This is a genomic window from Vreelandella hamiltonii (assembly GCF_014651795.1).
GTDB lineage: Bacteria > Pseudomonadota > Gammaproteobacteria > Pseudomonadales > Halomonadaceae > Vreelandella > Vreelandella hamiltonii.
Map to the genome: position 1 here is coordinate 106,062 of NZ_BMXO01000011.1, position 19,439 is coordinate 125,500.

The following is a 19,439-nucleotide window of genomic DNA, read 5'->3' on the forward strand; positions in this document are numbered from 1 at the left end:
CCTTACTGCATCGCTTTCATCAGCTTCCACAAATAGTCGGCAGCGGGCGACAGCCTTCTGCCGACGCGACGTACCAGATTGCCCTGGCTGCGGGCGGCCATGGGGTGATCGATGGGCACCGCCTGCAGCAACCCTGCCTCGATCTCGCTGCGCGCCGCCGCCGCCGTCATGAACGCGACACCCACCCCCGCACTGGCCATGCGCCGGGCCACCGAATGCAAATTGCAGCGATACGCAGGCGTGGCTGGCTGCCCCGCTGCTGCAAACAGGGCATTCACGAACTGCTGCGACCCGGACACCTCCGGCAGGAAGATCAACTTCTGCTGCAACAGCTCTGCCACGCTCACGCTGGACTGCCTGGCCAAAGGGTGAAACGGCGCCACCAGCGCACACAGCGGCCCCCGCTCGAACGAGTGCACCACCAGCCGAGGGTCCGAAATAGGGCCATAGGTAATGGCGATGTCCACTTCATCGTTCGCCACCATGTCATGGGGTTCACGCGGGTAGTAGATGCCGGTCTTGATCTCGATCAGCACCTCAGGGTAATGCTCGGCAGCGCGCCGCATCACGTGATTGATGAAACTGTCCACGAACCCATCCCCCACCGACACCACGACCTTGCCCGCCTGCAAATTGCGCAGCCGCGCCAGCGTATCGGTCAGCTCGGCATTCAAGCGCCGCTGGGCCAGAAAGCCTTCCACGACCAACTGGCCAGCCTCGGTAAGCATCACATGACGTCCCTGGCGCTCTAGCAGCGCCATACCCAACGCCTGCTCCAGCGAGCGCACCTGCCGACTCACCACGGAAGGGTTCAGCTGAAGATGCTCGGCCGCCGCGCGAATCCCCCCGCAGCTACTGACTTCCAGCAGGTAGAAGGCCCGTTTATCGAGAAGGGTCATAGGCGTCACCAGAATCGTCTCCAGGCGTGGAAAGGGCACTCTTTCGTTGCAATTAAAACAACACTTTCAGGATTGCATAGTCAACACGACAACCTCTACGCTGCTTGAGAGGCCCGTGACTGCCAGCCTATTCGTTTAACTGACAACTCACAGCAGTTTACTCGGCTCATGACTTATTAAAAAAACAGCGTCACAACAACTTTCCCGTCGTCATCTCGCACGGGAACACAGGAGACGAACATGATGTTTGATGCATCTCGCAAGTCGATCAAAACACTAGCCACTGCCTGCCTGGTGGGTAGCGCCATGATGGCCACACAGGCCATGGCGCAAACCACCATCAACCTGGGTTACAACGGCGCACCAGACCCCGATAAAAATGCGGTGCATGTGTTTGCCACCAACCTGCAATCACTGGTCGAAGAGAAAACCAATGGCGAGATCCAGCTTCGCCTTTACCCCAATAGCATGTTGGGTGAAGAGCAGGAGCGCATGGAGCAGACCATGAGCTCGCCCATGCTGAATATCGCGTCCTTTGCAGGCGTGTCGCCGATTGCCGATGAAATTTTTGTCAGTGCCATCCCGTTTCTATTCGATGACTTCGATGCTGCACGCGACTTCTTCGATGAAGGCAGCTATTGGCAGGAAGTCGAGAAAGTCGTCAAAGAGCGTTCAGGCATCGACATGTTGGCGGTCGTTGAAGAGGGCGGCTTTTTAGCTTTTACCAACAACAAGACGCCTATCTCTCACCCTGATGACTTCGCAGGTCTGCGCTTTAGAGCCATGGACCCCAGCCAGGTCGCCCTGTACGAAGCCTTTGGCGCATCCGGCACCCCCATCCCGTGGACTGAAGTGTATATGGCGCTGCGTACGGGCGTCGCCGATGGCCAAATGAATCCCCCCATGTACATCATTCTGGGCAGCCTGCATGAGGTACAAACCTACCTCACGCTGGCCAACATCCAGTACTCCAATCAGTTTCTGGTGGGTAACGGTCAGATGATCGAGGGCTGGGAGGAAGAGACGCGCAACGCTTTCCTGGAAGCCGTCGCGGAAGCCAACCAGCAGGCTCGCGAGCATAATGAGGCCCAGGTCGAAGAACGCATTGCCTACCTGGAAGAGCAAGGCATGGAAGTCATTCGCCCCTCGGAGGAAGAGCTGCTGGCCTTTCGGGAAATTGGTCAGCCCGCTTACCTCGAATGGCTCCGCGAACGCGGCATTGACCAGCACTGGATAGCACTGGCTCTGGAAGATGCCGGGCAAGAAGAGCTACTCGACTAGCCGCTCGTACTGCGCTCATCCACTCAGCGGGGACAATGGTCAAGCCGTCCTCGCTGACTTCACCTTGCGGACAAGACTCTCATGCACGCGCTTCGAACTCGCATGCTGGCGGTGACCCGCCCGCTTTCCCTGACGGTGGCTGCCCTGCTGCTGCTCACCAACCTGGGGGTCATCATCTATGGCGTTATCATGCGCTACTTCGTCGGTGGAGCCCCCATCTGGACTGACGAACTTTCCCGCTTTCTCATCATTGGTACGGTACTAATCGCTGCCGGGGCCGTGTGGGTCGAAGGCAGCCATATGCGTGTCGCATTGATGGAGCGCCTGCTGCCTGCACCACTGGCACGTTTGCTCAACCTCTATCAATGGCTGTTGACCCTGGGCGTGGCCGTAGGGGCTGCCTGGGTAAGCTATCGCTATGCGCAGTCGGTCAGCATGTTTACGACGTCAGGGTTAGGCGTAAGCCGCACCCTGCCGCTCATGTCCATGCCGATTGGGTTTTCGCTGTTGGCCTGGCACGTCTTTTGGTATGGGCCCGCGCCGTTGCCAGGCCTTCTGGAGCCCACTCCCCAAGAGCAAATCGATGCAGGGGAACCGTCATGATTCTGGCCATGTTGGGCGTCTTTCTGGTACACGTGCTGCTCGGGCTACCGCTGTTCATCGCGCTGCTCACGACGGCACTGGTCGGCTTTTTATTCGTTGACCCGACCATGATCCCGCGCATGATGCCGCAGCAATTCTTTGGCGGTATCAATGCCTTTTCTCTCATGGCCATTCCCCTTTTCATCCTGGCCGGCAACCTGATGAATGCCAGCGGCCTGACCGAGCGGTTGATGGGGCTGGCCCGCTTGCTGGTCGGCCACCTACGCGGAGGCATGGGGCATGTCAACGTGGTGTCCAGCGTCTTTTTTGCAGGCGTCAATGGCTCTGCGGTCGCGGATACCTCGGCACTCGGTTCACTGTTGGTGCCCGCCATGGAAAAAGAGGGCTACTCACGCGCCTTTGCCGCAGGCCTCACCGCCGGTAGTTCGCTCATAGGGCCGATCATCCCTCCGAGTATTTTCATGATCCTGTATGCGTCGCTAACGAATACTTCTGTCGGTGATCTATTCCTGGCGGGCATTATTCCAGGCCTGCTGCTCGGCGCCGCCTTCATGGGCATGAACGCCTGGTACGCCTGGCAAGTGGGCCTGCCGAAAAGCGGCAAACTGCCCAGCGTCAAAGCGATTGGTCTGGCCACGCTCGTCGCGCTGCCAGCGCTCATCGCACCGGTGATCATTGTGGCGGGTATCGTCCTGGGGATCGTCACTCCAACGGAGTCTGGAGCACTCACTGCGCTCTACGTGGCGCTGTGCGGTGTCGTGCTAGGCGGGCTGAACATCACTCAGTGCTGGCAAGCCATCAAGGATACCGCCCGTTTGACCTCGGCTATTTTCCTGATCATGGCCGCCTCGGCCACGATCAGTTGGTTATTGTCCTACGCCCAGGTGCCTCAGCAGTTCGTCATGCTGCTCGCCCCCTATGCGGAGAGCCCAGTCATCATCTTGCTGCTGCTCAGCGCCATCACCTTCATGACGGGCATGTTCATGGAAGAAGTGTCTGCCCTCATGTTGCTGACACCCATTTTTGCCCCCGTCGCCATGATGGCCGGTATCGATCCGGTGCACCTTGGGGTCATCATCACGCTGAACATCACGATTGCGCTCATCACCCCACCCATGGGTGCCTGCGTCTTTGTGGCAGCCGCCGTGAGCCGACTGGAAATCGTCTCGCTGTTTAAAACCATCTGGCCCTTCGTGCTCACTGCCATTGCCGTATTGCTGCTACTGATTTTTTTCCCATCGTTGACGTTACTTCTGCCTAGACTACTTGGATAACCGAGATGCCCACTGCTTCAGCCACTGCTTCGACGGCCTTGACGGCCATTCCCGGTCAGCCCTCACCCGACTGGAGCACCGTCAGCCGTATTGCTATTCAGGAGTGTCACGAACGGCTGCTTCCCATGAGCCTGGCACCTTCCCCTATCGTGGTATTTCCCGCCTACGCCCGTTTGGGCATTCCCGGCGCCATTCCTGAGTGCTTCGTACGTGAAGGGGTATATCGAGCCTTGCTAGCCGTGGCGCGCTCTCTCCCTGAGGGCATCAAGCTACTGGTGCTCGATGGATGGCGACCCTGGCGTGTTCAGCAATACCTGTTCGATACGCTGCATGAAGCGATTCGGCATCAGCACCCTCAGGCAGAAGAGGCAGAGCTACTGACCCGAACACGTGAATTCGTTTCCTTGCCCAGTCGTGACCCTGCTGCGCCTAGCCCCCACCTCACCGGAGGCGCGGTGGATGTCACGCTCTGCGATGACGATGGCATCCCGTTGGACATGGGAACGCTGTTCGACGAAGCAGTGCCCGCGTCACATACCGACCACTACGAGCACCTCGACACGTCATCCACAGAGCAAAGGCACGTACGCGACAACCGTCGGCTGCTTTACCATGCCATGCGCCAACAAGGCTTCACCAATTTGCCCAGCGAATGGTGGCACTTCGATCTGGGTGACCAGCTATGGGCTCATTATGGAGGTCACCCGCACGCCCGTTACGGTCCGGCAGAGCTCGATACCATCGAAAACCGCTGGCGACGTCACATCCGTTAACACAAGCGAGGGGCATCGGCAGAGAAAAAACGCATGCCCCGACGCAGGTGCTCGACACAGGTAGTCGCGGCGACGGTCAGCTGGCGGCCTTCCAGACTCACGATCTGTGCCCGCGCACCGCTCATGATCGGATAGGCCATGGGCAGTGCAGTGATCTCGCCTCTGGCTATTTCATCGGCAACCGTCAATTCAGGCATGAAGGTCACCCCGATGCCTGAACGCACGAAGTTCTTGAGAACCGACACTGAGTTGGTGTGCAGGCGAGCATCCAGATAACGGCGCTCCTGATGGGCTACCATGTTGACCATCTGACGCATACCAAACGGGTTATCCATCAGGGCCAACGGCCAAGGCTCGATATCGCTCAAGTGGGCAGCCCGTGACAGGCGCCCAAGGGGGTGCTCTGGTGGCACGATCAGGTCCAGCGGTTGCCGCGTTTCCACATGGCAATGTATCTGCGGGTCTACGGGGGGCGCATAGAGTAACGCCAGGTCGACCTCCATCTCCTTCACCAGGGTCATGGCTTCATTGACGCCCGCCATGCGAATTTCCACCTTGATACCCGAAAAACGCGACATGAACGCCCCCAGGGGCGCCGCAATCAGGTCAGCAATAAACCCTTCACCGACGGCAATGCGCACCTCACCTCGAGCCATTTCCTGAATGGCCATCAATTGGGACAGCACGGCCTCTTCCGACAACCGCTGAGCATGATAGTGTTGAATGAGCAGCCGCCCTGCCTCGGTAGCCCGCATGCCGCCACCGTGACGCTCGCATAGCTGCACACCCAGCTCCTCCTCCAGGGCTTTCAACTGTCGGCTGAGTGCAGAGGCATCCACATTGATATGCGCGGCGGCCCTCCGCAATGAGCCACGGCGTACCACCTCGTTTAGATATAACAGCGCACGCTGGCTAAGCATGTGTAATCCTTGAATATAAAATTCAGCAAGAACTGGTGCATTGATCGCGCCGTAGCACAATCCATCATGCACACCTCTCAGCACCAGCTCAATGGATTCGATATCAAGGAAACCGCATCTTCATGCGCTAAAGGTTGGGGAGGTCATGAACCTGCAAAGACGCTCAAGGCTCTACCTTTGCCTGAGCAGAGGCCGTAATAATCTCGCCACCATGATCGGTCTTGCAGCCCAGGTAAGCCGTGGACCTTCCATCATGACTAGAGTGGCTGGAGCCTTCGATGATGGTAGCCCCGCAGCCGGTTTTGTCGCCTACCCGCGCCACGGGCTGGCCCTCTACCTGAGAGGGCGAACCGGAGACGATTTCCGTGGTGCCGTGGCCGGGGATGGGGCAGCGATGGAGGTCGCCTTTGCGGGCAATGGGTTTCATATGCCGGTCAACACATCCGCCACTCGCCACTGACCGTCGCGAGATTTATAGAATACGACCGGAAAACTGGCATAGCGCTCACTACCGCTCGGTGGGTGCTCCCAAAGAATTGGAGTGGGCTGAATGCGCACCAGCCGTCCCTCGGCAAGAAACTCGACCTGATCATCCTGCGGAGCATCGCTCCAAAACAACGGCTGTAAAACTTCGCCTTCTGCCCCTACACGCTCATATCCAGATAACCCATGACGGGTATCATCGATAAACTGTCGAGCAGAGTCATGTGTTGTAAGCATATACGCCGTACGTGCCCATACTGGCTCCAGCTCCTCAAAGATAGCCTCAGTATTATCACGCTCTATCAACCCGTGGAGATGGCGGTAGGCCTCGCGCAACTCCCGACGTAGCTCAGGGGAATCCTCTAGCACCACCGCGTCACTTTCCCAATGGAAGGGCGGGATGGGGTCATCAACGGTAAAAGTTATGTCCAGCCGATAACCATCGGCCGTCCAGCCACCGCCGAAGATGATATTATCGATCTCAGAAAGCTGAGGATGTGCATCGGTGCGCAGGTGCGCTTGGTGAGCAACTCGTTCTTCTTCACCTGCGGTGGTGTCCAAGTGTTCGAACTTACCCTCCTCTTCATTGAATCGCATGCGCACCAGGTGAATACGTTCGCGCTCTTGGGTGGTCCACTGATTACGCCCAACGGCGATATCGATCTCGACACCGTCATGCAAGGCGTAGAGATACTCACCTGTCTCGGGATCTTGTTCAGTGATGGGTGAAAACAGCAGGGAAAGGGTGTTTTCACCCTGCTGCAGATTCATGCCGATATTGGGCGAATAATCTGCATAGGCCACTCTATGATTATCGCGTACGAAGATATCATTGACCCGCAGCGACCAAGCTACTTCTCGGGTGTGGATATAGGCGCTATAGCGATACTCAAAATTGTTAGCCATTACTGCTCCTTGCCAAACGATGATTGTCAGAAATACGAAAACCAGAAACCTCAGTACGCTTGCCATTCTGTTACCTCGGGTGACCATATTGAAAAATTTCTACCTTGCGGGGGTGTCTCTGGGCGTTGGTTTGCCATCGTCTCTGCTGCCGCTTGCGATGAAGCGATATCGCCCCTTACCTGCGTGAAAAAATCACTGGCCTGAGCAGCCCTCTCAAGCGAACCGCCTAACTCGGGGCCGGTTTGACTGACGTTCTCATCCTCATTATTACGTGTTCTCACTTCCGCATACGCCGTTAGCGTCACAATTACGCCCTCGAACTCATAGCGCTTCTGTCGCTCGCCTTCTTGCATGCGCATAGCCCATATCCAGGCGGTATGCAGCGAGCCACTGGCTCCAGCCCTGGCACTAAAGACCCACACCTGGGCTTCGATTTCTATGGCAATCTCAGCCTGCCCGTTGATCTTGAACTCACCACCAAACTGCTGCTGAATACTGGCGTAGGTGGTATCGATGCTGCCGTTGGCCGGAATGACAACACGTACTCCACTATCAATCGAATGCCGCAAACTGCCCGTGGCGGCCATCTCGAGATAAGCATCAAGCGTTCCCGTGACATACTCCCCGGCGGCCATACGTGCACGCGCCTCACGGATGGCTGGAGCCACCGGAGAAACAGCCATCGCCAAGGCATCAATAAAGTCGAGCTTGCCAGAAACACCGATGCTGAGCGTCGATTCAAGGCTGGAGATAACAAGTTGGAGGTCAGGCGTACCGCTGACAGCCATTAATTCAAAGCCCTTTGGCTCGAAGGTTAACGCTTTGTTGAGCTGTATGCCGGAGGCATAACGGGAACGATCCAGCATCGAGCGGTCTTGTGTATTACCCACAGAGACATAGCGATCCATGGCACCAATGATGCTGGCCATAGTACCGACGAGCCCCGGTGCTTCACTTCCACTATCCAGGGCCTGCCCAGTATTAGCCTCACCACCTGCAGTGCCCTCTGCTGACAATTCGTAAGAGGCAAACTGCCCAGTCAGACTACCCTTGGCCTCCGCTGAGGCGGTAATACCTGCAGTGGTAAAGCCAATATGACTAGCCAATTCCAACTTACCGTCCAGCTTAGCGTAGGGAAATGTGAGCACCCGGCAAGGCATTCCCATCGCGGGATCTGTTAGACATTGCATCGGGGTAAAAGTAGCACCTGCCGCACCTTTCACTGTTGAGCTAATAGTCAGCATCGCATCCATGGCAAACAGCGCATGCAACACGTTTTCCGGTACATATTTTTTCAATGCCAGTGTCATATTGAGAGCGTGAGAATAGCCAGTGGCTACTTCCACCTTTTGCTCTTCAATCTGCTGACGGCCATTTACCAGACCACTTGTAGTCAGTCGAGGACGATCAAGATGGCCTGCCTGACACTTTTGTCCCTCCCATTGCGCTTGCACCTTAGCGACTAAATGCATGTCTTCCTGCTCTTTTGCGATAACCAAAAGAGTGGTCGCAAAGCAGGGTTGAGGTCCGGCTTCTATACGTTCGGGGGGCCAGGTAATCTTTCGTGAGCTATCGCTGCTATCCGAAATAGTGCCTGAAATGAGGCAGCAGGGCTCGTTGGAGCGACACTCAACACATGCTGCCGTAAAGTCAGGATCAAGCGCTTCACCATCACCAGGCTCGGGGGGCAACAGACTATTGGTAAGCGGTTGACCATGATTACCCCCAAGCTCGACCCACCGGTTAGCCCATGCATTCATCACGTGGCTTTCTGCACCACTCGCACCGTTATCGCCTCTTCGTTGAAGAGCTTTGGTGATTTCATTTTCAATCGTCCGACGCTCACCTTCCGAGAAGCGGTCACCGTCCGACGCTAAGATATATAAAAGGTCTTCTGCTGTCGGGTTGTATGTCATGGAGCATTCCCTAATGGAGGAGCGTCTTGACGCCACGTGATATCGTGTTCACGTGAGGCCGCTTGGCGCTGCATAAAATCATGCTGTAGGCGTGCGCCCGGTAGCCACTTCTCAATCCATTGGCGCTTTTGCCAAGCAAGCTTGCCAGCATCGTTCAATACATTGACAGCATCTGGATAATGCCGAGGAAACTCGTTACCTAGTGTTAAAACACACCTTGTTAACGTCCTCGTCTGTTTTTTTGATGTCATACCATGCTGTTTTCCAAGCTGGCATGCAGTCTCAATAGCTGCTAATACATCCCCTATTGGGCATTCGGGATAGTGTCTGCCTAGCTCACGCGCCATAAATAGCTTGGCTCGTCCATTATGTAGACTGCCGAAAGAAACAAACTCATCTGGCCCTATCGCAAACTGCCGCCCCTGGCCGTTGGCGGCGCGGGCATCGTCGCTAAGGGCGACGCGCACTAGCCTTCCCTTTACGTCGTTGGCATCAGTGTCCAGTTCCATTGCGGGGATGAACTCAAGTTCCGACGGCAACGTCATCAACGGCGAGGCGGGCACGATCAGGGCCTCTATCGGAGCCATCAAGGCGGCGAGCTTCCAGGGTGCCAGGGCCTGGCTCATATCCAACGCTACCCGGGGGTCGTAGAAACGGAAGTAGACCGGGGCCTGGTCGTTGGCGGGGGTCCAGAGCATGGTGAACTTGCGCAGGTGGCTGCGCAGTTGCTTGAGGGTGGCGTGGGAGTGCAGCAAAAGGCCCCAGTGCTGATCTTGGGGCAGGCTTTCCAGCCAGGTGCGTATCTCACTATCGGCTTCAATGCGCACCAGCCAGGGGGCGTTGGCGCGGGTGGCGTCGTCGGTGGAGGCATACAGGCAGGCGCTGTGGGCCTCGGCCTGGCCAAGGCGGGCCATGGCTTCTCGGCAGTTCACCCCGTCGATGACGGCCCAGAGCGGCGGCCGGTGGGGGGCAAACAGTGCTTGCCAGCGGGTCTCTTGGTAGTTCACCGATGGTGTGGGCGGCGCGGGGTCAGGCTCCGGGGTGGGTTCCGGTAACAGAGGCAGCATCTCGCCATACGCCACCGGGTGGCGTGGCGAGGTGGTATGGGCCAGCTCCACTAGCCCTTGCACCAGGCCTTCGCGGCGGCAGCGCTGGAGCAGGGTTTCAATGGCCTCGAGTCGGAGCAGCCCTAGCCCATCCTCGTGACACTGCTGCTGTAACAGCGCTCGGACCTGGGCTTCGTCGTCGGCCAATACCGCCGCCACGGTGACGGCTTCGTCGGCGTCTTCTTCCCAGCGGCGGGCGCTGGGGGAGTGGGCCATCACGTGGCAGCGGGCCAGCCAGTAGTCGGGCGTGGCCATGGGTTACTCCCCGGCGAGCGGGCAGTGGGAGACAAACGGGCTGCCTTCCCCGGCGGCGGCTTCCAGCACGGCGGGAATGCTGGGTAGCGCCGCCGCACTGGGCGATGCCGAGCCGACATTGAGCACCGGGGTGACATCCACGCTGCCCCCGCTGACTACCAGCGCGGCGCCTCCGGCGACCAGGGTGATTTTGCTGGCATCGAGGATCAGCTCGCCATCGGCTTTCAAGGTGATGTCGCCATTGACGTGGGTCTGGTAGCTGCCGCCCACCGTTAACCCGCGGTCACCGTCGATCTGTTCGGTGTGGTGCGTGCGAACGGTGATATCACGATTGCCATCGATGGTTTCGACGCGGTCGTTGGCCACGGCCAGGTAGGAGTTGTTGCCAATGGTGGCGGTGTCATCGAACTCGACCCGCTTCTGGCGGGAGTTGAGGACATGCAGCTCCAGGTTTTTCTGGGCGTGCAGATAGATGAACTCTTCCCCGGCCTTGTCTTCGAAGCACAGCTCGTTAAAGCCTTCCCCCTGGTGGGTCTGGGTCTTGATGGTGGTGCGGGTCTTGTGTTCCGGGAGGAGGTACGGTGGCGTATTGGCGGCATGGTACGTGCGTCCGGTGATCAGCGGTTGATCCGGGTCACCTTCCAGGAACGAGATCGTGACCTCGTGCCCTATCCGCGGAAGGGCGATACTGCCGTAGCCTGCCCCTGCCCAACCGTGTGATACCCGTACCCAGCAGCTGGCGGATTCATTCGGCTCCGCGTCGCGATCCCAGGGAAACTGCACCTTGACCCGGCCATACTCGTCGCAATAAATCTCTTCCCCCGGGGGCCCTACCACGAACGCGACCTGCGGGCCGTCCACGCGAGGTTTGGGGTTGGGGGTGGGCCGCCAGGCGGTGTCGCCAGGCCCCAGCACCAGGGTATTGTGGTAGCGGGTCATCCCGCCTGTGTCGCTACTGGAGATGCTGTCTTCTTCCAGCGCTTGAGGCTGTTCGCCGTAGTGGGTGACCTCGATCAGTTGCCAGTCGCGATTGAGCGCTTCGGCATCGTGGTCGGTGAGCGTAAAGCGCGCCCCTGGGGCCAGCTCGGGCAGGTCACTTTCGGCGTGGGCCGTGATGGCGTCGCGACGCAGATATTCCAGTCGCGTGCGGGTAAACGGCTTGCCGGAAGCATCCTGCTTATAACGCCCTGGGTAGTCGTAGTACTCATAGTCGGCCCGTTGTCCGTGCTGCTCGACATCGCGGCCCTGATGCGCATGCAGCTGTGCATACCCGGGGTTCTTGAAGGTGTAATCCTTGAGCGTGGCGGACGAACTGGCCACCCGCGCCGTCTGGCGAAGTTGACGCACATGGCGCACGGGCGGTGTTCCCCCTGCGCGGCTGTGATAGGTGCGTTCGCCTAGTGTGTTGAGACGTGTGGGATCGTCGCTGAAGATCAGCCGGTGGGTGCCTGACGCGAAGGTATGGTAGTAAAACAGCCCCTCTTCAGCCGCGAGGCGTTCGATAAAGGCCAGGTCGGTCTCGCGATACTGAACACAATATTCCCGTTCGATAGGCTCACGTGCCACCTCGAACGTGATGTCACTCATGCCACGTTCCTGGCAGAGGGTGGTGATGATGTCGATGGGCGTGACGTGCTGAAAAATACGCGAGTTGTGGCGCAGCGACAGTCGCCACAGGGCGGGGCGTAACACCAGAGAGTAAAAGGTACGGCGATGGCCACGGTCGCCCTGAGAAAATTCGCTGACGATGCCATTTACCTGGCGCAGCGCTTCTCCGTTTTGCCAGACAGTGAGCGTGGCGTCACGGTCCAGTAGCTCGGCGGCATGGAGTTGGCCCTGGCGGCTGGCGACGTTGAGCGTCAGCTCAAAGGGGCGTGACAGGCCTTCACGGTGAGTAAAATCCACCACGGCGACATCGTCTACGCCTGGCAGTGACAAGGTAAAGTGAAGGCCATTCCCGTTCGCCATGACACCACTCCCTGGATCATCAAACGCTAATGAGAAGCGCTGATAGTAATCCGCGAGCGCAAAAAAGCAACGCCAGGCCTCTGACGGCACATCAATAACCTCAGGAAGAGATAGCACAGAGTCATGTGGGCGAAAGCCATTCGGCATCAATAATCAGTGGCTTGCCCTAGACATCAGGCTCAACGGCAAAGTATCCGCAGCGCCTCTTGTAAGAAATGTCTTACAAAATTTTAAGCAATGGCTTACATGCCAAAGCTATTTATCCACCTCGCCCCCTTGCTTTAAAAAAGCCCAGGCAAGCGCCTGGGCAAGGAGGATATACGGCGTTGCGTTACTCTAACGACTCATAGGGTAGTCCAACGTAATTTTCCGCAATGGTAACAAGGCCCGCGTCAGAGCTTGTCACGTACTCCAACTCAGCGAGCTGCATGCGGCTGTTGAAGTCTTCTTCATCCGAAAAATTGTGCAGCATCGAAGTCATCCACCACGAAAAGCGTTCTGCTTTCCAGATACGCTTCAAACACGTCTGCGAATAACGTTCGAGCAAGTCCGTTCTGCCTTCCTGATACACCTTCATCATTAACCGATAAAGTGTATGGACATCGCTGGCGGCCAGATTGAGACCTTTCGCCCCGGTGGGGGGCACAATATGCGCCGCATCACCAACGAGGAAGAGCCGCCCATACTGCATGGGCTCGACAACGAAGCTGCGCAGTGGCGCAATGCTCTTTTCGATGGATGGCCCCGTTACCAGTTGGTCAGCGACCTCTTGGGGTAAGCGACGTTTTAGCTCTTCCCAGAATCGCTCGTCAGACCAGTTTTCCACTTTTTCGTCCGAGGGGACCTGCAGGTAGTAGCGGCTGCGAGTGGCGGAGCGCATGCTGCACAGGCTGAAGCCGCGCGGGTGCCGAGCGTAGATCAGCTCTTCAGATACCGGGGGGGTATCAGACAACACACCCAACCAGCCAAATGGGTATACCTTTTCAAACGTTTTGAGGCGGTCCTGAGGTATCGACTGCCGCGAGACGCCATGGTAACCGTCACAACCTGCAATGTAGTCACAATCGAGCCGGACCGTTTCCCCATTTTTCTCAAAGGTGATGTACGGCTGGTCGCTTTCCAGGTCATGGGGTTGGACGTTTTCCGCTTCGTAGATGGTTCTTGCGCCAGCTTTTTCCCGGGCTTCCATCAGATCACGGGTCACTTCCGTCTGGCCGTAAACCATGACCTTCTTGCCACCTGTCAATTCATCAAGCGCAATGCGTACACGTCGGCCATCGAAAGCCAGCTCGAAGCCGTCGTGTGGGTATCCCTCTGCCTTCATTCGCTGGTCTACCCCGGCTTCCTCCAACAGGTCTACCATGCCTTGTTCCAGCACGCCGGCGCGGATACGGCTCAGCACGTACTCACCGCTACGGCGCTCCACAATGACGTTGTCAATGCCTTGACGGTGTAATAGCTGCCCAAGCAGTAAGCCAGAAGGTCCTGCGCCAATGATGGCCACTTGCGTCTTCATGGGGATGCCTCTTCGTTATCGTTATCCTGATACCTATGACTTGTATTTTTCAATGAAACAAAAGCGAATATAAGGCATCTTAAATATCAATTATTGGACTTTTACAATATTATTACCCAACCTTAGTAGTAAATATCGCTTTACGAAACGAGCAAGGGATTCAGGATGACGGCCTCTTCTACTCCACCGGTACCAGTCTTCAAGCTTTATGGTGAGACACAGCACTGGCCCACGCCGGACCTGCTGCACTGCGAGTCCATCGCGGAGCGTAGCCAGCTACATGACTGGCACATACGCCCTCACCGACACGTGGATCTTGTTCATATTCTATGGGTGCGCGAGGGGTCCGTTACGCTGGAACTGGAAGGCACGAGTCACTCATTACAAAGCGGCACGGTGATTATCGTGCCCGCCATGTCCATCCACGGCTTTCACTTTTCGCCCACTGTTCAGGGGCACATCATCACGCTGGCCAAACCCTTGGCAGACCATTTACACGCACTCATGGGTGAGCATAGCGCGCTCAGAAAAGCAGATTTCTACCCTTTGTCGTCCTCACACCAGGCGCAACGCATTACCACGCTGGTCAATCAGATCGACGAGGAGTACCAGCACCCCGCACCCTCCCGCCACAGGCTGCTAGAAGCCCTCATTCAAGCGTTGACGGTCGAGCTTTCACGCCTATGCCCCCCTGCCAATACGACGAAGCGCCCCGCTCTTCGGCAAAGCGATAAAGGGCAGCAGCATCTGGAGCGTTATCAGGCACTGATCGAGTCGCACTACCGCAGCCAACCCAATATCGAGCATTTGGCAGAGCAGATCGGGGTGAGTAATGCGCACCTGAACATGTTGTGCCGACAGATCGCTGGCCGCAGCGCGCTGCAGCTGCTTCACGAACGCATACTGTTAGAAGCCAAGCGCCAGCTCACCTATACCAACATGACGATTGGCCAAGTGTCTGACAGCCTGGGCTTCTCTGAACCGGCTTACTTCACGCGCTTTTTTAAGCGCAATACGGCACTGTCACCGCGCGAGTTCCGGCTGCGCCAAACGGCGAGTGACGAGACGCCTAAATAGGGTAGTGACGCGGCCCCAGCTGCATCGTCATCCAGCGCAGCTCGGTGAACTCTTCGATACCCGCCTTGCCGCCAAAACGGCCGTAACCACTGGACTTCGTGCCACCAAACGGCATCTGCGGCTCATCGTGTACCGTGGGGGCATTGATATGGCAGATACCCGTTTGCAAGCGGCTGGCCACTTTCATGGCACGGGCACTGTCCCGGCTGAATACCGCCGATGAAAGGCCGTACTCACTGTCATTGGCGATGCGAATGGCCTCTTCGTCGCCGCTGACACGTATCACCGCCACGACAGGGCCAAACGATTCTTCGCGATACAACCGCATGTCGCGGGTCACACCATCGACCACGGTAGCCTGCATCACGACGCCCTCGGCCTTACCACCTGCCGCGACACGAGCACCTTTTGACACGGCATCATCCAGCAGGCTATTCAATTTCTCACCGGACTGCGCGTTGATCAATGTGCCCAGAGCATTGCGTTCATCACGCGGATTGCCTGCTTTCAAGGCCTGCGCACGAGCGGCAAACTTGTCCACAAACGCATCCGCGATGCGGTGATCGACCACCACACGCTCGGTGGACATGCAGATCTGGCCTTGATTGAAGAACGCACCAAAGATCGCGGCATCCACGGCAGCCTCGATATCCGCATCCTCCAGTACCAGCAACGGAGCCTTGCCGCCCAATTCCAGCAGTACTGGCTTCAAGTATCTGGACGCTTGCTCGGCGATGATTTTGCCCACACCGGTCGAACCAGTGAAATTGATCCGCCGCACAGCGGGATGGGCAATCAGCGCACTCACGACATCCGCCGCGTTATCCGGTGCGTTGGTAATCACATTGACGATACCGTCGCCAAACCCCGCTTCTTGAAGCACCTCGCCAATAAGATGATGGGTCGCGGGGCACTGCTCCGAGGCTTTCAAGATCACGCTATTGCCGCAGGCCAAGGGGGTGGCGAGGGCGCGTGTACCCAGGATGATCGGGGCATTCCAGGGTGCGATGCCCACCACCACACCACAGGGCGTGCGCACGCCCATGGCCATGCTGTCCGGCACGTTAGAGGGGATGATATCGCCCTGAATCTGGGTCGTTAGCGCTGCTGCTTCGCGCAATACATCGGCGGCCACTTTGACGTTGAAGCCAGCCCAACCCACGGTAGCACCGGTCTCTTCTACCATGCGATCGATGAAGTCACCCTGACGGGCCTCCATGAGCTCGGCTGCTTTCAGCAGTTTGGCACGACGCTCGCCAGGGCCTGTTTGCGACCATACATCAAACGCCTGGCTCGCCACGTCAGCAGCCCTCTGCGCATCACCTGCACTTGCTGCCGCCGCCGTGGTGACAACCTCACCACTCAAAGGGTTCGTTCGGGTAAACGTGGCTTCGTGCTCTGCGGCCGTTGCTTCGCCTGCGAGCAGTAGCTGGATGGTCATCATGGTATTGGCTCCTTGTCAGCAAAGTCCTACAGCAGAAATACCGTGCTCAAGATGGGGAAAGCGATTAACAGCGCCAGACGTATCAAGTCTGAGACCACAAACGGCGCGACGCCTTTGAAGATTTCTCCTAAGCGCACATGCGGAGCCATGGCTTTGATCACAAAGACGTTCATTCCCACGGGCGGGGTCATAAGCCCCAGCTCCACGGTCAGTACGGTCAGAATACCGAACCAAACCGGGTCGATGCCCATGGCCTGAATGATCGGGTACACCACCGGAACCGTGATCACCAGCATGGCGATAGAATCCATAAACATGCCCAACACGAAGTAGAGCGCCAGAATGATGAGCACTACCACGAGCGGGGAAAGATCCAGCCCGTAAAGCATGTCCGTAATGGAAAATGAAATACGCGACACCGAAATGAAGTAACCCAGCGTTTCAGCCCCTACCAGCATGAAGAACACGACAGCAGATAGCGCCAGCGTCTCCTGCACGCTGCGCCACAGCTGAGCGCTGCGCATGCCTTTTACGAGCGCATAGATCAAGGTCGCGAATGCACCCACGCTGGCCCCTTCGGTGGGCGTAAAGGCACCAAAATAGATGCCTAGAATCATGACCAGGAAAACGCCAAAAAAGGGTACCAGGCCAGTGAGAGACACCAGCTTCTCTTTCCAGGGCGTGGGCTCCCCTGCGACCGCTAGAGAGGGACGCAAGCGCATTACGACCGAGACCGTCAACGCGTACATGACCAGGCCCATCAAGCCCGGAATCAAGCCTGCCATAAACATATCGCCCACCGACTGCTCGGTCAGAATGGCGTAGATCAGCAGTGCAATACTGGGCGGAATCATGATCCCCAGCGTGCCGCCCGCAGCGAGCGCGCCTGTCGCCAAACCACGGTGATAGCCGTAACGCTCCATTTCTGGCAACGCGACCCGAGTCATGGTGCTGGCGGTCGCCAGCGATGACCCGGAAATCGCCGAAAAAATCCCGCACGAACCAATCGCCGAAATCGCCAATCCGCCCTTCCAACCGCCGCAAATGGTTCGCGTCGAATCAAATAGCTTACCGGCCATGCCGGAGTGAGCAGCCAGAACCCCCATCAGAATGAACATCGGCACGGCGCTGAAACTGTAGTTGGAGAGCACTTCGACCGGCACCGTTTTAAGCTGCGCAATCGCGGCATCCCAGCTAATGATGCTGGCAAACCCGACCACGCCAACCACTAACATGGTCAACGCGACCGGCACGCGCAAGATCATCAGGACCAGCAAACAACCAAGGCCAATCGCACCGATCGCTTCACTCCCCATGAGTCCGCCTCCTCACCCCGGCCATAAACGATGCCTAGCAGGGCATGAAGGAAGCTGCGCACCCCTAACAACAGACTTAGCGCAGCAGCCATTTGATAAATGGGACCCATGGGCAGTCGCAGGTCTTGCGTCGTGGTGCCATGACGGGCCGCCGCCGAAGCCGAGTCCAGCAGACCTACGAACAGGATCAACCCGAGCGCCATGAAACCAAGAAAATAGAGGCCTTGCAGGCGGTTCTTGATGGTTTGAGGCAAGCGGTGTGAAAAAGCTTCTACCACCACCTGGCTTTTCTCGACATTGGCGGCCATCGCCGCTAATAGCGCAAACAGCATTAAATAGCTGACCAACTCGACGCTTCCGGAGACCCGCAGCGACATCGCGCCTTCGGTCACACGAGCAAGATAGCGAGTACTGACGTCGGCAATGGTGACGGCCAGCAAGCCAATCAGCGCGATGCCGGCCACCAGGCGGCAAACAAAGGCCAGCCAATGGCTGGCCCTATCAAGAACATGCTGCAACTGAAGAGTAGACGTCATGAGACCTTATCCCTGTTGGGCACCACAAGACTCGCTCGCCGCCAGGGCAGCTTCATACACCTCACGGGCTTGGCTCAAACCGCGCTCTTCCAGTTGAGTCAAATAGCTTTCAATGCCCGCTTGCAGCGGCGCTTGCCAATCCGGGTGCTCAAGGGGATTCTCAATTTCACGGATAGTGTGTCCGGCGTCGACGGCTTCCTGCTTACCTTCTACGTCAAGGCGATCAAACACTTCACCGGCCTTTTCGGCCCACTTCATGCCTGAGTTGTTGTCGATGACGGCTTGCTGCTCGGCAGACAGACTGTCATAGGTCCTCTGATTCATGGTGGCGACAAAAATCAACGTATAAAAAGGTACTTCGGTGTGATAACTGACCAGCTCATTCACGCGGAATCCTTTTAGACCTTCCCAAGGGAAGCTCAGGCCATCAATGACCCCGCGCTGCATGGAAGTATAAATATCTGGGGCAGGCATCCCCACCGGGCTCGCTCCCATGTTTTCGAGCATTTCTCCCGCCACGGCGGTGGGACGCCGAATGCGCAGCCCTTGCAGGTCAGCGGGCGTCTGCACGTCGGTGTCAATGGTGTGGATACCGCCTGGGCCGGTGGTAAACATGAAGAGGGGACGCGTATCTTCATACTCGGCATCCAGATGCCCATCATCGTAAAGCGTCTGCAAGACGCAAGCCCCCTGAGTAGCCGTCGAGGCTATCCCTGGCAGCTCGACAATTTGAGATAGAGGAAAGCGGCCTGCGGTGTACCCTTGGGCAGTGGCCCCAATATCCGCGATACCGTTGGCCGCCGCCTCATAAATGGAATCGGGCTTGGCCAAAGTGCCAGCAGGAAACATCTGGATAGTGAGTTCGCCATTGGACTCTTCGGCAATCGTATCCGCCCATGCTTGCAGAACATCTTCATTCACTCCCGACGCACCGGGCCAGAAGTGGGCCATACGTAACGTGCTAGCCTGAACAGAGCTTGCAACAAGGCCTGTAATAGCAGCCACAAGGAGGCATTTGGAAAAATGTTTGTTCATGGAGGCTCCGGCTTATTATTGGACTATTTGTAGTTCGCACAGCGAATTCAAGTTCGCCACAACCCACACATTAGTCCACTATCTACCGTGAAGCCAATCGACATTCGTCTATGTCAAATGCGCCATAACGG

General features: G+C 57.4%; 17 protein-coding genes. 5 read left to right on the plus strand and 12 right to left on the minus strand.

All coding sequences use genetic code 11. The annotated features are described in order from the left end of the window. Positions 1 to 2: 2 nt before the first annotated feature. Positions 3 to 899 (minus strand): LysR family transcriptional regulator, encoded by an 897-nt coding sequence (locus tag IE061_RS12125; protein ID WP_189464124.1) that lies wholly within the window; start codon positions 897 to 899, stop codon positions 3 to 5. Between the two features lie 240 nt (positions 900 to 1,139). Here IE061_RS12125 and dctP point away from each other — a divergent pair, with 240 nt between their 5' ends. The 4 genes from dctP (at position 1,140) to IE061_RS12145 (ending at position 4,830) form a co-directional block, all read left to right on the plus strand. After that, positions 1,140 to 2,180: a TRAP transporter substrate-binding protein DctP gene (gene dctP, locus IE061_RS12130; protein WP_230478456.1), complete on the plus strand. Its 1,041-nt coding sequence runs from the start codon at positions 1,140 to 1,142 to the stop codon at positions 2,178 to 2,180. Between the two features lie 81 nt (positions 2,181 to 2,261). Beyond that, entirely contained in the window at positions 2,262 to 2,783 is a 522-nt protein-coding gene (locus IE061_RS12135; protein ID WP_193461708.1) for a TRAP transporter small permease, read from the plus strand. Then, positions 2,780 to 4,057 (plus strand): TRAP transporter large permease, encoded by a 1,278-nt coding sequence (locus tag IE061_RS12140; RefSeq protein WP_193461709.1) that lies wholly within the window; start codon positions 2,780 to 2,782, stop codon positions 4,055 to 4,057. The genes IE061_RS12135 and IE061_RS12140 overlap by 4 nt, the downstream gene beginning before the upstream one ends. Positions 4,058 to 4,062: 5 nt before the next feature. After that, positions 4,063 to 4,830 (plus strand): M15 family metallopeptidase, encoded by a 768-nt coding sequence (locus IE061_RS12145; protein ID WP_186299096.1) that lies wholly within the window; start codon positions 4,063 to 4,065, stop codon positions 4,828 to 4,830. Here IE061_RS12145 and IE061_RS12150 read toward each other — a convergent pair. From IE061_RS12150 to pobA, 7 genes are all read right to left on the minus strand, one after another. Then, entirely contained in the window at positions 4,827 to 5,750 is a 924-nt protein-coding gene (locus tag IE061_RS12150) for a LysR family transcriptional regulator (RefSeq protein ID WP_189464127.1), read from the minus strand. The genes IE061_RS12145 and IE061_RS12150 overlap by 4 nt on opposite strands. Before the next feature lie 163 nt (positions 5,751 to 5,913). Continuing rightward, positions 5,914 to 6,177 carry a PAAR domain-containing protein gene (locus IE061_RS12155; RefSeq protein ID WP_193461710.1) on the minus strand — a complete coding sequence of 88 codons (264 nt, stop codon included), beginning with the start codon at positions 6,175 to 6,177 and terminating at the stop codon, positions 5,914 to 5,916. Next, the gene (locus IE061_RS12160; protein ID WP_193461711.1) at positions 6,174 to 7,139 is read right to left on the minus strand and encodes a hypothetical protein; all 966 of its coding nucleotides are present in this window, start codon (positions 7,137 to 7,139) and stop codon (positions 6,174 to 6,176) included. The genes IE061_RS12155 and IE061_RS12160 overlap by 4 nt, the downstream gene beginning before the upstream one ends. Positions 7,140 to 7,189: 50 nt before the next feature. Further along, positions 7,190 to 9,055: a hypothetical protein gene (locus IE061_RS12165; RefSeq protein ID WP_193461712.1), complete on the minus strand. Its 1,866-nt coding sequence runs from the start codon at positions 9,053 to 9,055 to the stop codon at positions 7,190 to 7,192. After that, on the minus strand, positions 9,052 to 10,416 hold the full coding sequence (locus IE061_RS12170) for a DUF4123 domain-containing protein (RefSeq protein WP_193461713.1): 1,365 nt from the start codon (positions 10,414 to 10,416) through the stop codon (positions 9,052 to 9,054). The genes IE061_RS12165 and IE061_RS12170 overlap by 4 nt, the downstream gene beginning before the upstream one ends. Positions 10,417 to 10,419: 3 nt before the next feature. Then, positions 10,420 to 12,384 (minus strand): type VI secretion system Vgr family protein, encoded by a 1,965-nt coding sequence (locus IE061_RS12175; RefSeq protein ID WP_193461714.1) that lies wholly within the window; start codon positions 12,382 to 12,384, stop codon positions 10,420 to 10,422. Between the two features lie 331 nt (positions 12,385 to 12,715). Then, positions 12,716 to 13,900 carry a 4-hydroxybenzoate 3-monooxygenase gene (gene pobA, locus IE061_RS12180; RefSeq protein ID WP_189464128.1) on the minus strand — a complete coding sequence of 395 codons (1,185 nt, stop codon included), beginning with the start codon at positions 13,898 to 13,900 and terminating at the stop codon, positions 12,716 to 12,718. Positions 13,901 to 14,065: 165 nt separating this feature from the next. Here pobA and IE061_RS12185 point away from each other — a divergent pair, with 165 nt between their 5' ends. Beyond that, a complete protein-coding gene (locus IE061_RS12185; protein WP_189464129.1) occupies positions 14,066 to 14,977 on the plus strand; it encodes a helix-turn-helix domain-containing protein in 912 nt (303 codons plus the stop codon). Here the strand turns inward: IE061_RS12185 and IE061_RS12190 are convergent. The 4 genes from IE061_RS12190 to IE061_RS12205 are packed head-to-tail and all read right to left on the minus strand — an operon-like array spanning position 14,970 to position 19,308. Further along, the gene (locus IE061_RS12190; RefSeq protein ID WP_193461715.1) at positions 14,970 to 16,421 is read right to left on the minus strand and encodes an aldehyde dehydrogenase; all 1,452 of its coding nucleotides are present in this window, start codon (positions 16,419 to 16,421) and stop codon (positions 14,970 to 14,972) included. The two genes, IE061_RS12185 and IE061_RS12190, sit on opposite strands and share 8 nt — an antisense overlap. 26 nt (positions 16,422 to 16,447) lie before the next feature. Next, on the minus strand, positions 16,448 to 17,737 hold the full coding sequence (locus IE061_RS12195) for a TRAP transporter large permease (RefSeq protein ID WP_189464131.1): 1,290 nt from the start codon (positions 17,735 to 17,737) through the stop codon (positions 16,448 to 16,450). Beyond that, the gene (locus IE061_RS12200) at positions 17,686 to 18,273 is read right to left on the minus strand and encodes a TRAP transporter small permease (protein WP_230478457.1); all 588 of its coding nucleotides are present in this window, start codon (positions 18,271 to 18,273) and stop codon (positions 17,686 to 17,688) included. The genes IE061_RS12195 and IE061_RS12200 overlap by 52 nt, the downstream gene beginning before the upstream one ends. Before the next feature lie 6 nt (positions 18,274 to 18,279). Next, on the minus strand, positions 18,280 to 19,308 hold the full coding sequence (locus IE061_RS12205; protein WP_193461716.1) for a TRAP transporter substrate-binding protein: 1,029 nt from the start codon (positions 19,306 to 19,308) through the stop codon (positions 18,280 to 18,282). Positions 19,309 to 19,439: the final 131 nt, after the last annotated feature.

Bases quoted from the DNA above. Each gene is read 5' to 3' on its own strand.
- IE061_RS12125 (WP_189464124.1), bottom strand. From the start codon at position 899: ATGACCCTTCTCGATAAACGGGCCTTCTACCTGCTGGAAGTCAGTAGC.
- dctP (WP_230478456.1), top strand. From the start codon at position 1,140: ATGATGTTTGATGCATCTCGCAAGTCGATCAAAACACTAGCCACTGCC.
- IE061_RS12135 (WP_193461708.1), top strand. From the start codon at position 2,262: ATGCACGCGCTTCGAACTCGCATGCTGGCGGTGACCCGCCCGCTTTCC.
- IE061_RS12140 (WP_193461709.1), top strand. From the start codon at position 2,780: ATGATTCTGGCCATGTTGGGCGTCTTTCTGGTACACGTGCTGCTCGGG.
- IE061_RS12145 (WP_186299096.1), top strand. From the start codon at position 4,063: ATGCCCACTGCTTCAGCCACTGCTTCGACGGCCTTGACGGCCATTCCC.
- IE061_RS12150 (WP_189464127.1), bottom strand. From the start codon at position 5,750: ATGCTTAGCCAGCGTGCGCTGTTATATCTAAACGAGGTGGTACGCCGT.
- IE061_RS12155 (WP_193461710.1), bottom strand. From the start codon at position 6,177: ATGAAACCCATTGCCCGCAAAGGCGACCTCCATCGCTGCCCCATCCCC.
- IE061_RS12160 (WP_193461711.1), bottom strand. From the start codon at position 7,139: ATGGCTAACAATTTTGAGTATCGCTATAGCGCCTATATCCACACCCGA.
- IE061_RS12165 (WP_193461712.1), bottom strand. From the start codon at position 9,055: ATGACATACAACCCGACAGCAGAAGACCTTTTATATATCTTAGCGTCG.
- IE061_RS12170 (WP_193461713.1), bottom strand. From the start codon at position 10,416: ATGGCCACGCCCGACTACTGGCTGGCCCGCTGCCACGTGATGGCCCAC.
- IE061_RS12175 (WP_193461714.1), bottom strand. From the start codon at position 12,384: ATGGCGAACGGGAATGGCCTTCACTTTACCTTGTCACTGCCAGGCGTA.
- pobA (WP_189464128.1), bottom strand. From the start codon at position 13,900: ATGAAGACGCAAGTGGCCATCATTGGCGCAGGACCTTCTGGCTTACTG.
- IE061_RS12185 (WP_189464129.1), top strand. From the start codon at position 14,066: ATGACGGCCTCTTCTACTCCACCGGTACCAGTCTTCAAGCTTTATGGT.
- IE061_RS12190 (WP_193461715.1), bottom strand. From the start codon at position 16,421: ATGATGACCATCCAGCTACTGCTCGCAGGCGAAGCAACGGCCGCAGAG.
- IE061_RS12195 (WP_189464131.1), bottom strand. From the start codon at position 17,737: ATGGGGAGTGAAGCGATCGGTGCGATTGGCCTTGGTTGTTTGCTGGTC.
- IE061_RS12200 (WP_230478457.1), bottom strand. From the start codon at position 18,273: ATGACGTCTACTCTTCAGTTGCAGCATGTTCTTGATAGGGCCAGCCAT.
- IE061_RS12205 (WP_193461716.1), bottom strand. From the start codon at position 19,308: ATGAACAAACATTTTTCCAAATGCCTCCTTGTGGCTGCTATTACAGGC.